At 52.7% G+C, this 13,660-nt stretch carries 19 protein-coding genes; 14 read left to right on the top strand and 5 right to left on the bottom strand.

Features of this window, described 5'->3' with window-relative positions; translation table 11 throughout:
• Positions 1–33: 33 nt before the first annotated feature.
• Positions 34–261, bottom strand: coding sequence for a DUF333 domain-containing protein (locus tag NR195_RS17735; protein WP_022626078.1), 228 nt, complete (start codon positions 259–261; stop codon positions 34–36).
• Between the two features lie 498 nt (positions 262–759).
• On the opposite strand from NR195_RS17735, the gene NR195_RS17730 reads away from it, so the two are divergent.
• A complete protein-coding gene (locus tag NR195_RS17730) occupies positions 760–1,083 on the top strand; it encodes a hypothetical protein (RefSeq protein WP_050680174.1) in 324 nt (107 codons plus the stop codon).
• Positions 1,084–1,396: 313 nt separating this feature from the next.
• Here NR195_RS17730 and NR195_RS17725 read toward each other — a convergent pair whose 3' ends face one another.
• Together NR195_RS17725 and NR195_RS17720 are read right to left on the bottom strand one after the other, a co-directional pair.
• Positions 1,397–1,729 carry a SymE family type I addiction module toxin gene (locus NR195_RS17725; RefSeq protein WP_010671248.1) on the bottom strand — a complete coding sequence of 111 codons (333 nt, stop codon included), beginning with the start codon at positions 1,727–1,729 and terminating at the stop codon, positions 1,397–1,399.
• A gap of 302 nt (positions 1,730–2,031) precedes the next feature.
• Complete coding sequence (locus NR195_RS17720; RefSeq protein ID WP_010259037.1) at positions 2,032–2,931, bottom strand: LysR family transcriptional regulator; 900 nt, start codon at positions 2,929–2,931, stop codon at positions 2,032–2,034.
• A 141-nt stretch (positions 2,932–3,072) separates the two neighbouring features.
• Between NR195_RS17720 and NR195_RS17715 the strand changes: the two genes are divergently transcribed.
• The 4 genes from NR195_RS17715 (at position 3,073) to NR195_RS17700 (ending at position 5,812) form a co-directional block, all read left to right on the top strand.
• Complete coding sequence (locus NR195_RS17715; RefSeq protein ID WP_033771095.1) at positions 3,073–3,396, top strand: hypothetical protein; 324 nt, start codon at positions 3,073–3,075, stop codon at positions 3,394–3,396.
• A 220-nt stretch (positions 3,397–3,616) separates the two neighbouring features.
• Positions 3,617–4,180, top strand: a complete 564-nt coding sequence (locus NR195_RS17710; protein WP_052272109.1) for an NAD(P)H-dependent oxidoreductase — start codon at positions 3,617–3,619, stop codon at positions 4,178–4,180.
• Positions 4,181–4,260: 80 nt separating this feature from the next.
• Positions 4,261–4,983, top strand: a complete 723-nt coding sequence (locus NR195_RS17705) for a putative quinol monooxygenase (RefSeq protein ID WP_010671252.1) — start codon at positions 4,261–4,263, stop codon at positions 4,981–4,983.
• Between the two features lie 25 nt (positions 4,984–5,008).
• The gene (locus NR195_RS17700) at positions 5,009–5,812 is read left to right on the top strand and encodes a carboxymuconolactone decarboxylase family protein (protein ID WP_163762820.1); all 804 of its coding nucleotides are present in this window, start codon (positions 5,009–5,011) and stop codon (positions 5,810–5,812) included.
• Positions 5,813–6,158: 346 nt separating this feature from the next.
• On the opposite strand, the gene NR195_RS17695 is transcribed toward NR195_RS17700, so the two are convergent.
• Positions 6,159–6,395 carry a DUF2171 domain-containing protein gene (locus NR195_RS17695; protein ID WP_003854080.1) on the bottom strand — a complete coding sequence of 79 codons (237 nt, stop codon included), beginning with the start codon at positions 6,393–6,395 and terminating at the stop codon, positions 6,159–6,161.
• Between the two features lie 354 nt (positions 6,396–6,749).
• On the opposite strand from NR195_RS17695, the gene NR195_RS17690 reads away from it, so the two are divergent.
• From NR195_RS17690 to NR195_RS17665, 6 genes are all read left to right on the top strand, one after another.
• Positions 6,750–7,346, top strand: a complete 597-nt coding sequence (locus NR195_RS17690; RefSeq protein ID WP_158149498.1) for a DUF1349 domain-containing protein — start codon at positions 6,750–6,752, stop codon at positions 7,344–7,346.
• Positions 7,347–7,450: 104 nt separating this feature from the next.
• Complete coding sequence (locus NR195_RS17685; protein WP_010259026.1) at positions 7,451–8,470, top strand: DUF481 domain-containing protein; 1,020 nt, start codon at positions 7,451–7,453, stop codon at positions 8,468–8,470.
• A 103-nt stretch (positions 8,471–8,573) separates the two neighbouring features.
• Positions 8,574–9,539 carry a magnesium and cobalt transport protein CorA gene (locus tag NR195_RS17680; protein ID WP_010259025.1) on the top strand — a complete coding sequence of 322 codons (966 nt, stop codon included), beginning with the start codon at positions 8,574–8,576 and terminating at the stop codon, positions 9,537–9,539.
• Positions 9,540–9,670: 131 nt separating this feature from the next.
• The gene (locus NR195_RS17675; RefSeq protein ID WP_228379703.1) at positions 9,671–10,180 is read left to right on the top strand and encodes a hypothetical protein; all 510 of its coding nucleotides are present in this window, start codon (positions 9,671–9,673) and stop codon (positions 10,178–10,180) included.
• Positions 10,181–10,192: 12 nt separating this feature from the next.
• The gene (locus tag NR195_RS17670) at positions 10,193–10,648 is read left to right on the top strand and encodes a DUF421 domain-containing protein (RefSeq protein WP_010671255.1); all 456 of its coding nucleotides are present in this window, start codon (positions 10,193–10,195) and stop codon (positions 10,646–10,648) included.
• Between the two features lie 250 nt (positions 10,649–10,898).
• A complete protein-coding gene (locus tag NR195_RS17665; RefSeq protein ID WP_061901683.1) occupies positions 10,899–11,132 on the top strand; it encodes a hypothetical protein in 234 nt (77 codons plus the stop codon).
• Between the two features lie 36 nt (positions 11,133–11,168).
• On the opposite strand, the gene NR195_RS17660 is transcribed toward NR195_RS17665, so the two are convergent.
• Positions 11,169–12,065 (bottom strand): lipid kinase, encoded by an 897-nt coding sequence (locus NR195_RS17660; protein WP_010259020.1) that lies wholly within the window; start codon positions 12,063–12,065, stop codon positions 11,169–11,171.
• A gap of 171 nt (positions 12,066–12,236) precedes the next feature.
• On the opposite strand from NR195_RS17660, the gene NR195_RS17655 reads away from it, so the two are divergent.
• From NR195_RS17655 to NR195_RS17645, 3 genes are all read left to right on the top strand, one after another.
• Positions 12,237–12,509, top strand: a complete 273-nt coding sequence (locus NR195_RS17655) for a cupin domain-containing protein (protein WP_010259018.1) — start codon at positions 12,237–12,239, stop codon at positions 12,507–12,509.
• Between the two features lie 12 nt (positions 12,510–12,521).
• On the top strand, positions 12,522–12,947 hold the full coding sequence (locus NR195_RS17650; protein ID WP_061901682.1) for a DUF4186 domain-containing protein: 426 nt from the start codon (positions 12,522–12,524) through the stop codon (positions 12,945–12,947).
• A 138-nt stretch (positions 12,948–13,085) separates the two neighbouring features.
• Entirely contained in the window at positions 13,086–13,403 is a 318-nt protein-coding gene (locus NR195_RS17645) for a hypothetical protein (protein ID WP_010259015.1), read from the top strand.
• Positions 13,404–13,660 lie beyond the last annotated feature (257 nt).

Raw genomic sequence — 13,660 nt, 5'->3', positions numbered from 1 at the left:
TCGCTGCCCTGATATGCCTTCCGACTAACGATTCTATTGGTTATCCCTTCTGTACAGTGCCCACTCCTCGATGCGCTCTCCGCCTGGCAGAGTACAGTAACCTGATTCGCCATCCGGGCCCTTCACTATGTCCAGCTTGCCGCCCATCTTTTCACAATACACAGAGGCTGGGTTAGCCATGCCCACAGCGTGTTGTCTGTCATTATGGGGTACACAGGCTGTGAGTAATAAAATGGTCGCTGCGATTGTAATTGTTTTCATTTTTAACCTTATCTGAAGAGATTGACGAGGGTTAATCGTTATATCCACGCTGCTTCATCTCGCGCTGGTTTTTCTGTTTAATTAAAAGGCTATTGTGACCCTGTGTAGCCATTGAAATCAGATCATAACCTGGGCTTAATCCCGCCAGTTAGTGTGGATTTATACATACATCGTGTTCATTAGGTGCATCACCTCTATCCCTTACCTTTGGGATCGCATCTCATCAGGTTACAGCCAGAGCTGCGTTGGCCCCATCAACCGGCTTTCAGCAGCTGCATTGCTGGTCGCTTATTCGTCAGCTGTAACAGGCGCATTGATAGAGCACTTAAGGAGGGGCAGCCATCGCGGGATTAACGGGTTACACCACAGCAATGACAGCAGCGCAGATAATATCAGCGGGCGGTACCGGTGCCGCCCATGTAAAGAGGAGGGTTAGCATGGCTCAGGTACACTGTGCTATATTTTGCTCGTATCGCAACGGCATTCAGGATGAATCAGATGAGCGAATTTGAGCAAGAACTCTATAATAACGGCTTCTCCGCTAAAGAGATCGGTAAACTCAAAAGTATTATAAAAAAAGACGAGTCAAAAAAAGATACACTTCAGAGCCTCGTGATTGATCTAAGTAAACGCTTCTGGGGCGGAGTCATTGCTCTTATTATTTTGATGCTTATTGGGCTGGGTGGCATTTTCAATGTAGATGCTTCAAATGCCATTCCATATATTGTTGTTCTGACGTTTGCATTTCTTGTGATCTATTTTGTTACACCTCTCAACCTAGCATGGAAATCATATAAATTTACCAGAGAATGTAAGCGCTAATTTTTATCCAAAGTTAGTTATCTGATTCCTGTTTCTGGCACTTATTTATAGTAGTACGATCCTTACAGGAACATAGTGTGTACATCGATAATCTGTATTTTGCGATAACAATCTGATAATAAAAATTTAATAATTCTTCAGAAATCATTCCAATCTATAGATTATCTGTAATCTCATTATAAAAGGCGATTAAAACGGGGGAGCGCTACGCTGGCTTGGCAAAAGTTAATTTAAATTTAAAAACGCGGATAATTATTGCCAGCAATACTGATCTGCCGCTCCCCAGCCAGAAGCGGCATCCCTTCAGCAGAAATTAAACCTGGCCCGCAACCACACCCGACAAAGCCAGAACCTGCTTCTGTTTCCTGGCGGGCAGCTTATTCAGCTGCGCTAACGCGTTAACCAGCTGCTCATCGACCGGCTCTGGTGGTTTTACGGTCAGCACAATACGGCCCGCCGTGACTTTTACTTCTACTTCGGTGCCGGTGGTAAATCCGGCGGCAGCCAGCCACTGGCCTTTCATGATAATCGACGGAATACGCGCGTAACTGGGATACCGGCTGGCGTAACTCACCGTTAATTTGCGTTGGGAAACGGAAGGGGCTTCTGAATTTAAACCAACTGCATTACACTCTGACTCAGTCATGATCTCTATTCTCACTCAATAGTGGTTGTGATTAGCGATACAGGAGTGCTCCAACACCTCTGTATCGCGCTAAATACCTGTACATATAATCAACTATTGCAGGAAAAGTCCAGCTGAAAATCGATGTAAATCAGTGACTTTAATCATCTGATAAACAGCGCGTTTTACGATAACGATCTCAAAAAAATGCAATTAACTGAAAGCAATCGCCGTTCGGAATATACGAAAGAAAACAGGCGAGATCTCGTCATAAATATCTGCCATTAGCCGCATCCATTAAGCCCGCTATTAGTAACAGGTGCTTAACCCGCAGTGTGCTTAAGCAGAAAGTCGATTAACGTTTTTACTCTTTTCGTTTTACCCGCGCTTTTAGGATAATAGAGATAAACCGGCGGATAAGTTTTCCAGTAACGCTCCATCACCGGAATAAATGCCTCTTTATCGGGCTGTAAATTATGAACCGGTTCAAACAGTCGCCCGATACCCAGCCCGTTGCGAATGCCATCAGCCATCACCTCAATATCATTACTCATCAACTGACCCGGCATCTCAACGGTCAGCTGTTCGCCATGATGATCCAGAATCAGCGGCAGAATACGATTATTGGTGATAAACCGGTAACCGATAAGCCGGTGCTGATGCAGGTCAGACGGAGACTCTGGAATACCGAACGCTGCCAGATAGGCAGAAGAGGCATACAAACCTTCGCGAAACGGCTTCATCAGCGGGCGCGCCACCACGCCACCTTCCAGAATGTCGCCAAACCGGATCCCCAGATCAAAACGTTCATCAATGATGTTCACGGTGCCATCGTATACCGAAATTTCCAGCTGAATACCGGGATATTGCTGGCAGAAAGCGGCCATCGCAGGTTTCAGCACCAGCAGATAAGCAAAGCGCGAAAGGGTGATTCTGACCAGTCCCGACGGTTCCTGATTCTGGTCACGGATGCTTTCCAGCGATTTTTCCAGCGAGGCTACCGCTGCTGAAGTTTGTTCCAGCAGCTGCTGTCCGGCATCGGTCAGCTCAATACGGCGCGTGGTTCGCACAAATAGCGGATGACCGATGTGCGCTTCAAGCAGCTTCAGCGCCTTACTGACAGAGGGGGGAGTAATCTCCAGTTTGCGCGCTGCCGATGAAATATTCCCTTCGCGGGCGATGCTCTGGAAGATGCGTATCTGGTTATAGATGGCGTTGTTCACGGGATAATCCTGACACAATCGGGCTGCTTATTATTAGCCGCAGGCTAAATATCTTTGAGTCAATAGTGGCCTAATCTTCACTAAATCGCGAGCATATACTCCTTATCAGTTCCCCCTGGCCGTGAATCTCAGGAGATTGATATGCGAATTTTGTGTCTGGATAAACCCGCCCCCGATGCCACGCTGGAAAAGTATCACCCTCATATGGCTGCCGAAGCTTTCCATGCCTGGAGTCTGTATAAATCCGGTGCGCTACGCGATATTTACTACCGACAGGATCGACCCGGCGTTGCGATCTTCCTTGAATGCGACTCGGTGGAACAGGCCCAAAGCCTGCTGGCTGACTTTCCGCTGGCAAAAGCCGGTCTGCTGAGTTTTGACTGCATCCCGTTAGGTGCATTCACCAACTGGGAAAGCCTGTTCGCTGCAGAGTATAAGCCTCAGCAAGAGGGCGCCACCCAATGATCAGTCGCAAACCGCTACCGTGTGTTGTCACCAGTCATCCGACAGGTGTCAGGCAGGCGGCGCAGTAAAAACGCCGCGTGAAGCGCTGGCTGCAGGAAAGGCGGAAGCCGTATCGGTGGGTTTTGATTAAACGGTGCCGGACGGCAAAAAGTACCCAGCGCGTGATGGCATCGCCAACGCCTGGCTATCTGTTAAAAAAATAAATGATTAAAAACTGAAAATGAAAAATATATTAATTATTTCCGGTCATCCTGACCTGAGCCATTCGGTCGGTAACGCTACCATTCTTAATGAAGTCGCTTCTGCGCTGCCTGATGCTGAAATCCGTCGTCTGGATGCACTTTATCCGGACAACAACATCAATGTCAGTGCCGAACAGGATGCGCTGCTGAAGGCAGATATTATCGTCTGGCAATTTCCCTTCTCATGGTATTCGCTGCCAGGGCTCATGAAGTTATGGCTGGATGACGTATTTGTTCATGGGTTTGCGCACGGATCGACGGCCAGACTCGGCGGTAAAAAACTGATCCTCTCCTTCACCACTGGCGCACCGCAGGCGTTATACGCGGCAGATGGCGTCTTTGGTCATCAGCTGGAGGATTATCTGATTCAGTTTGAAACCACCGCCCGGCTCTGCAATCTGGAGATGCAGAAACCGGTTTATACCTGCGGGATAAGCTATGCCAGTCGTAATGAAACTATTATCACGCAGCAAATTGCTGCAGCAAAGCAACACGCGTCGCGACTCATTGCTCAGCTCAATACGGAACTCACAACGGCTTAATAGCCAGATGAAACAGAAATCGCGCCGGTTAATACACCGAATGAATCGCAAATCACCTCATCCGATAATTAAGGCAGACCGTGAACAATATTACCGCTCTGACTCTGACTCTGCTGATGGCCGGCCCGGCATCGGCAGCCGCTTTAACAGAACCCACAAATCGTGTCATTAATCTGCATGAAATGGAAATTAAGGCCGGGAAAAACGGACAGTACGATGAAGTTGCCAGAGATAATATTACCCGTTCGCTGGCAGAGCAACCAGGTACGCTGGCGATGTATTCACTGAAACATAAAGAAAATGCTCATCAGGCTTATATGATTGAAATTTATGCGAGTGAAGAGGCATACCAGCAACATCTCAGTTCTGAGCCGTACCGGTCTTTTATTACACGCGCACCTGATCTTATCGGCCAGAAAAAGAGCACTGTGCTGGAGCCGCAGTTTCTGGGTGATAAACCCTTCGTACAGAATAAAGAAACCATCAATAACCTGGTGATCGTGGACGTGAAACCGGCCGATCAGCAGGCATTCCGCGATATTGTGCTGCCTGAAATGGCAGAGTCACTGAAGGTGGAACCGGGCGTACTGGCGATGTATGCCGCGACCGATGCAAAAAACAGATATCGCTGGTTCTTCTATGAAATCTACGCCAGTGACGCCGCCTATCAGCAACACCGCGAAACGCCCCATTTTCGCGACTATATCCGGCTGACAGCTGAGATGACCGACCGCAAAGAGGCGATCCCCGTGGTGCCAGCTCTGCTGAAAAACCGTGGCGCTCTTAATGCTTTTGTTAACTGACCTTTACCAGGAAGCTGATCAGAGGATGAAAAAAGTGATTGCCGCCGCCGCGATCTCCATGATGCTGGCCGACCTGGCCGCTGCTGAACCCAAAAGAGGTGAAACTATGTTGAACGTCAATCCATCCAGCCTTTCGGTTGCCGACATTGAGTCCGTCTCTCCCGCACTGGCTCGTTTCGGACGTGAAGCGATAACCGACGATCTCTGGAAACGCGACGCACTTTCGATCCGAGACCGCAGTATCGTCACGCTTGCCATTCTCATCGCCCGCAACCAGCCTGCTGAGTTACAACATTACGCCGGTGTGGCGCTCGACAGTGGAGTGACGCCTGCTGAAGTCTCCGAAATTATCACTCACCTGGCGTTCTATTCCGGCTGGCCCAATGCGATGTCCGCAATTGCGGTGACCAAAAATGTGTTTCAGGCGCGAGGCATTGGTGCCGATCAACTGGCCAAAGCCTCTCCGGCACTGCTGCCACTGAATCAGACAGCAGAACAGCAGCGTTCTGCAACGGTGGAGAAAAATGTGGGGCCGATCTCACCCGGGCTGGTCAGATTCACCGCCGATCCGCTGTTTCTCAATCTGTGGCAGCGGCCAGCGCTAAAGCCTCGTGACAGAAGTCTGGTGACGGTCAGCGCACTGATTGCTTCGGGACAAAGTGCGCAAATTAGCTACCATCTCAACCGGGCGATGGACAACGGATTGACGGCTGAAGAAGCGGGCGAGATTATCACTCAGGCCGCGTTCTATGCTGGCTGGCCAAATGCCTTTTCAGCGGTTCCGGTGGTGGGGGAAGTGCTGCGGGATCGCGCAGCAAAACAGGAATAACCTGCAGCGGGTGAGGAGCTCAGGTTTTACTTCACCCGCCGTTTCTTATGCCCGCCGGATACCGACAGAGATCCGGCAAAGTGCTGCGCCATTCTGGTGGTTTTTTCCCTCCCGGCGCAATGCCATGATGACCGCTCCAAACCTTCCACTTACGACCACCCGCCACCGGGCATAAAAACAGGGAGCACCGCGTCATGGAAAGTAAAAATCTGACAGATATTGCTGAAGACGTTTCAGGCGGTGTGAAATATAAAGCAGTAATAAATTAAAGATGGGCAGGGCAGGAGGCGGAAATTACATTGCGGAATAAATAAAATAAGCCGTGGCGGGCGCCACGGCTAATGTTTTATGCAGACTGCCACTCACTTTCAACATCCGCTTTGGCTTTAGAAAGGATGACTTTATTATCATCAACTTCTTTCACCCAGCTGAATGGAATAATGTGGTGTTTGCCGCCCGCTTCAGGATCGCTTTTCGCCAGCTTAATTTTGTCGTCGCCTTCGAAGTGGTCAACAATCCCGACATGTTCGCCATTCACATCAACAACCTGCGCGTGATCTAAAATCTCTGATTTATCTACCATGGTGGCTTAATCCTTATATTTAATGAGTTCAGTTGCCCTCAGACAAAACAAGCCTGGTTGTTAAATGCTGTTTTCGCCAGGGGATTAACAAAATGAAATAGTTCAGTGAGCTGGACCTGGTCGCTGTTATTTATTTCCGGCAGGAGAATAAAAACATATAAGCGAAACCGCAAACAGAGCCGGAGTGTCTGCAGCCACGGGTCTGCTGACCTCACTGCCTGCCACATCGACACCATCAGATTTGCCGCAATCGTCTGCCGCCCGTTCACCAATCAACGCTATGATAATCAGGTCAATCGCCACGCCGCAGATCGGCCAGCACGCGGGCGGTTTAACTTACCCAAAGGAGTGCCTATGACAGCAGTCAGTTCCATTACCACTGAAGGTGGCGTCTGGATTAATCAGCCGCCGGTACACAGCCTGGATGGCGATACGCTGAGGTTCGAAACCGCGCTGAACAGCGATTTCTGGCAGCGTACCTGGTACGGCTTCGAACGGCACAGCGGCCACGCTTTCGGCTTCTGGGTGGAAAATGACTTTACCGTTCAGGTGCAGGTAAGGGCGGATTTCAGTCAGCTCTACGATCAGGCCGGGCTGTTTATTCAGGATAACGAAACGCACTGGGTTAAGGCGGGCATTGAGTTTAACGATGACCAGCCCGCAATTGGCAGCGTGGTGACGCGCGAGTTTTCCGACTGGTCTACCGGTGTGTTTCCCGGCGATGCGCGCCAGTTCTGGCTGCGCGCCACCCTGGAAAATGCGGCCTTAAGAATTCAGTACTCTACCGACGGCGTGAGCTGGCCGTTGTTACGGCTCTGCCCGTGGCCCGGTCAGGGGCGGCGGTTTGTCGGAGTGATGGGCTGCTCGCCTGAACGTGAAGGGCTGGCGATGAGTTTTACGGACTTCGCTATTACTCCACCGCTCGGCAAAGCACTGCACGATCTCTCCTGAGCCAGGCGGCGCATTGCATATCGTTGCAGAATCGGCTTAATTGTCAGGTCAGAATTTGCGGTGACGCGTCGCCCGTGCAAGACGACGCCTTTACAGGGAAAGCTATGCGTTGCGCCACCTCGTTTATCCCGCTGCTGGTCATCAGTTGCTGCGCCGGATGGGCACAGCAGGCCACTGCCGATACCGTCTGGCTGAATAATGGCGATCGGCTGACCGGCACGATTCGTTATCTCAGCGACGGCAAGCTGGGGATAGAGACACACTACGCCGGTACCGTCACGCTGGACTGGAGTGCGGTCAGTACGCTCGCCAGCGAGAATCCGGTGAATGTCGAAAACAAAAAGACCGGCGAACATTATCAGGTGCGGCTCTCCTCATCCGATCCCGGCTATGTCTGGGTGGAACGCAACGAGCAGGAGCAGCAGGTTTCGCTGCGGCGCATTGATGAGTTTATGAAAGCCAAAGTCCGCAGCGATCAGCTCGCCTGGACCGGCAACATCGATGCGGGCGTGAAGGTCAAAAAAGCCTCGACCAAAACTGACGACTACAGCTTCGCGCTCAACACGAAACTGAATCAGGGAAAATGGCGTCACGATATCGGTGCGACCTACAATCGCGAGCAGGAAAACGAGAACATCAATACCGATAACTACAGCCTGCGCTACGCCTTTGACTATCTGGTCAGGGAGCAGTTCTTCTGGCAGACCCGCGCCACCTACAAGCGCGACTGGGTGGAAAATCTGTCACGTCAGGCGCTAATCGGCACCGGTCCGGGTTATCAGTTGTGGGATACCGAACTCAGCGCGTTCTCACTCTCGGTGCTGGGTGGTGCCTTTGAGTATGGCTACAGCGATGACCGGGAAGAGCGGCACTTTGGCGGCTCGCTGCGCTGGAACTATCAGCGCTATCTGCTGGGCAAGTCGGTCACACTTTACAGCAATGGCGATGTCGGCCATTCGCTGGATGATGACGGCGTATTTATGCTGGATGCCGAAGTCGGGCTGCGCTACAGCCTGACTTCGTGGTCAACGCTGCACGTTGGCTATCACCGTAATCTGGTCAGCGGCATACCCGATACCCTGAACGAAGGCATTTTCTCCACCGGATTAGGGCTGAAGTGGTAAGCCGCTGATCGAACAGCGCCGCAGCAAATCCTTACGGTTTTTATCCGGTTACAGGCGTGGGATTGGCTAAGCTGCATGTATTGTCACAACGGGAAAGCAGAAGATGATCGTAAGCAGCAGGGTGTATCGTCCGGGATGCGCGGGCGAAGAGGTCGAAGTCGATGATATCAGTGAAGTGATCAAAGAGCCGGAGGCGTTTATCTGGCTCGGGTTGTGGCAGCCAGACGCTGAGTTTATGGCGAAGATTAAAGAGGAGTTCGGCCTTCATGAACTGGCGGTTGAGGATGCACTCAATGCCCATCAGCGACCTAAAATCGAACACTATGGCGAATCGCTGTTTATCGTGGTGAAAACGGTGTGCGCTAAGGATGACAGCTGCGAACTGGGCGAAACGCATCTTTTTGTCGGAAAAAACTTCCTGATCAGCATCCGTCACGGCGCCTCTGAAAGCTACACCCCGGTGCGGCAGCGGGCGGCTGAAAACCCGGCGCTGCTGAAGTTTGGTCCCGCTTATCCGCTCTACTGCCTGCTCGATTTTATTGTTGATCGCTATGCCGAGCTCTCTACCTCGCTGAATGAACGGGTCGGACAGATGGAGAACGATCTCTTCACCAGTGAATTTGATCGCAAGTCGGTGCAGTCGGTCTACACCGTGCGGCGTCATCTGCTGAAACTGCGCAATGCGGCGCTGCCCGTGGAGGAGATCTGTAATCAGCTGATCCACCTGCATGAAGATCTGATCCCGCGTCCGCTGCGCGCCTACATCCGCGACGTGCAGGATCACGCCCGGCATGTCGTCACCGACGCGGAAGATATGCGCGAAATGCTGACCAGCGCCATGCAGGTCAATCTGGCGCTGGTGACGGTGCAGCAGAATGAAGTGGTGAAAAAGCTGGCAGGCTGGGGTGCGATCCTGGTGATCCCGACCGTAGTCTTCAGTATGTATGGCATGAACTTTGAGCATATGCCGGAGCTGAAATCGCTGTATGGCTATCCGCTGGCGGTGGGGCTGACCCTGCTGGCCTGCGGCGGGCTGTGGGCCAAACTGCGTCGCTCCGGCTGGCTGTAAACGGCAGGATGCGGTGCCAGATTGTCCCGGTGAAAAGGTCACGACCCGCCAGATAGTGAACCGATACTGTCTGGCTATGCTTAACGCAGCGTGCAGTTTTTGTTCCTGAGCCAACAGTGTGTGAGGTCACGGTGAAAAAAGAGGATAGCAGCGGCCAGGCAGTACCGATTCAGGAAAACCTCCGCTGGATACGTCGTGAATGGCTGATTCAGCGTATAGGTGAATACGTCCTGATTGCGCTGGTGATTCTGGGGGCATGCGGACTCTTTTCCAAAGGCGTGCTGAGTAACGGCAGCGCCCGCTCGCCGGATGGGACCATTCAGGTGGAGTATGAACGGTTTGGCCGGGTTGAGAGCAATATGGATATGCGCATTCGCTACAACGCACCGGTAACCGATCGCTTTACCGTTACGATTGGCGGTGGCGCCCTGGATAACCTGCAAATCCAGACGCTGCAGCCTCAACCGCTGGAGGCGGTGACGATTGGCAGCGATCTGCGGCTGACCTTTTCGGCCCGCAACACCGGACCGGATCACGCGATCTGGCTTGGCCTGCAGCCGCGCAATGCGGGCCGCATTCACGTCACTATTCATGGTGACGGCCATGCTCCGGCCCGTTTTACCCAATGGATTTATCCCTGACAGAGGCGCTTTATGGAAACGGTATTACGTGCCGCAGCGATCTACCTGGTGCTGATGGTCGTGTTCAAAATTGCCGGCAGACGCACTCTGTTGCAGATGACCTCTTTCGATCTGATTCTGCTATTGATCATCAGTGAAGCAACTCAGCAGGCGCTGCTGGGCGACGATTTTTCTGTTACCGGCGCTGCGCTGACTATTATCACGCTGGTAGCGATTGATATTGTGCTGGGCAAACTGAAAAGTCGCTTTCCGGTGGTGGAGCAGGTGATCGATGGCGGCCCGGTGATCCTGGTCGAGAATGGTAATCTGCTGACTGACCGCATGAAGATGACCGGCATCAGTCCTGATGATGTGCTGGAAGCGGCGCGCTCCGGGCAGGGTCTGGAGCGATTTGATCAGATTAAATATGCGGTGCTGGAGGTTAACGGGCATATCTCGATTATTCCCCGAGCCGATAAAGAGTCCTGAGGGGCGTTCGCCCTGACAGGAGAGCGCCCGTGCCGGAGCCGCGCAGGTTACACACGCCTGAAATATCCTCATCCCCTTGCTGCAGCAGGCCCTGAATGCATTACAGATCCTCATCGCGTCACGCTGCGCTTGTTATGCCGCTTCCCTTGTAATCCTGTCGATTTCGTTCAGACTGAGTATTCCACTCATGCTTTATCATCAGAGCTGGCCTGACTATCAATCAGCGTTATGCTTTTACAGTCAGGATTAAATGAATGAATTTACGCGATTTACCTTCTACCCGGTTACCGGCTGGCATATTGGTCCCCTGAACACTCATCAGGCACTGGTAGTGAAATTCGGTTATATCGATCCCGATGCCCCGCGTGAAAAGGGCCCGCAGGAGACCCTGTTTCTGGGTCTGACCCTCGACATGGCGAAAAAGCTGGTCGCCAATCTTTCCGAACACATCGACTACGCTGAAAAAAAGAGCACCCAGCACTAGTTTCTCACCGCGATCGGTACCGCGCCCACCGTCGGGCTATTTTGCTGCGCTGTCGCCCGGTGCATAAACCCGCAGTGCACTGGCGATCAGGCGAAAATGCGCGGGTGTCTGACCGATAATCTCACCATCTGCATTGATGTAATGGGGACGGCGCGTCTCAATCGTCAGCTCCGTGGCGCTGAATGCCCGCACGTTACGCCAGCGACCGTGAGTGCCGCGCCGCAGAAAGGGCAGCAGCGCAATGAGCTGCCAGCTATGCTGCAGCTCCAGACTATAGACATCCAGTAACCCATCGTCTGGTGCGGCACGCTGTTCCACTGTCATGCCGCCCCCATAAAAGCGTCCATTGCCCACCGACACCTGAACCGTTTTGATCGGCGTCCGATGGCCCTGATGCACCAGCGTAGCGCTGAAGGGACGGCTCTGCCGCAGCACCCGCAAAGCCGCCAGGGCATAACCGCCCACTCCCCAGCGTTTTTTCGATTCCGCCGTGAGGTTGCGCGCCAGTTCCACCGAAAAGCCGATGCTGGAGACGTTCAGAAACAGGTGCTGATTCACTTCACCCAGGTCTACTGCACGCAGCTGCCCGTCAGCGATAATCTTTATCGCGGACTCCAGGCTGGCAGGAATGCCCAGCGTGCGGGCAAAATCGTTGGCGGTGCCCAGCGGTAAAATGCCCAGCGGCAGGCCGGTCTGCATCAGTCCCGGCGCGGCCGCATTAAGCGTGCCGTCGCCACCGCCGACGATCACCGCATCAACGCGATGGGCATACGCCGCGATTAATTCGCTGTAGCTGCGGGTATCATCTCCGGCCGGTTGCAGCAGGGTGAACCCGGCCTGAGCCAGCAGCGACTGTGCGCGGCTGGCCTCGGCGCGTCCTTTGCGTGAGCGCTGATTAATCAGAAGCAGGGCAGTTTTCTCCTGTTGAGACATACTTTTGCGTTATCCCGATGTCAAAATGGCTGTAACGAGACGGCAAGTACAGCACTGGCCTGACCGGTGAACAACCCTGCTTGCGCTACTTTACGTAACCTGTTGAGTGCCATAAGCGGCGATAAAGATCGTCTACACTGCTAAGGGTCAGATCCACACTGAGGAGTTGCGATGACAGAACACGAATTCAGAAAATTGTTAGCCGAACAGGGTTTTGACGAGCCTCTGTTGATTGAGCGTGCAGCCGCCGCCCAGCTTGATAATCATGTACATCCCTTTGAAGCACTGGCACTGATTCTGAGTGGTGACATCACCATCAGTACCGAACAGGGCGATACCACCTATCATCCCGGTGAGACATTTCATCTGCAGCCCAATGAACTCCATCGTGAGGCGTTCGGGTCGCAGGGCGTACGCTATCTGGCGGGACGTAAATATGAGTGACTGGCAATCAGCATGAAGGTTTCTGACGATCTTTTTACCCGGCTGTCACGCTCGCCGTTCCGTCAGCGCTTTCGTCTGGGACGCGCGGAATATGATTATGCGAGCAGCAAAGGCGAGCCGGTATTGCGCCAGCACGCCGCTGAGTTTGTGGCACAGCGGCTGGCGCCTGCGCAGCCTGAAAATGATGGCAAGCAGACGCCGATGCGCGGCCACCCGGTGTTTATCGCTCAGCACGCCACCGCAACCTGCTGTCGTGGCTGTCTGAGTAAGTGGCACAACATCGGACAGCACCAGCCGCTGAGCGCGGAGCAGCAGACCTATATAGTGACGGTGTTGCTGCAGTGGATCACTCATCAGATGCAGCAGCCTGCACCGCCTGCTCGCATCAGCCGAAGCCAGCCGAAACCGGACGACGATCCGCAACTCGCACTTTGGTAATGGACGAAAAAGCTACAACCGGCGGCTTTTTCTGGTGAAAACTGGCCCTTTTTCATTCCTGGTTTATTCTTAAATCTTTCCTGGGAACACTATGCCAGGATTAAAACCTACACGGCAACGATTCATACAGAGGGAATTATGAAGAAATCAATTATTGCACTGTCTGCTATTTTGCTGGCCTCGCCGGTATTTGCTGCTACCACCACAGACAACACCGTTGCGGAAGCGCATAAAGGCGCCGATACCGCGAAGGAAAAACTGCATCAGACCCAGAACGAAGGCAAAGAGCTGAAGCTGAAGTCTGAGCATGCTGCTGAAGGCAAAAGCGATACCACCGGCAGTAAAATCACCGAAGGTACGCAGAAAGGCTGGCACAAAACCAAAGAAGGCACTGAGAAAGGCTGGGATAAAACCAAGCAGGGTGCTGAAGATCTGAAAAACAAAGCGACTAATTAATTCGCGGCTGTTTTCAGGTTAAAAAAAGAACCCACCGAAAGGTGGGTTTTTTTATGGTTGGGAAATTCTGGCTTTGGATTGCTGCTGGATCGAGCCTGCTCAGGGTACTGGGTCAGATCGGAAAGACGCAAAGGCCGTCACGGTCAAACGTGGCAGCTTTTTTTCTGGGCGAGCGAGCCACAGTGCGGGCCTGAGCACCTCTGCTGCTGCCGGGCCGTCCTCGCGCCGCTCACGCGGTACCTTCGGCTTTGACGGCG

The sequence above is a fragment of the Pantoea sp. Ft-CA_14 genome, from assembly GCF_024520875.1.
Classification (GTDB): domain Bacteria; phylum Pseudomonadota; class Gammaproteobacteria; order Enterobacterales; family Enterobacteriaceae; genus Pantoea; species Pantoea agglomerans.
This window is presented reverse-complemented; position numbering and strand designations above follow the sequence as displayed.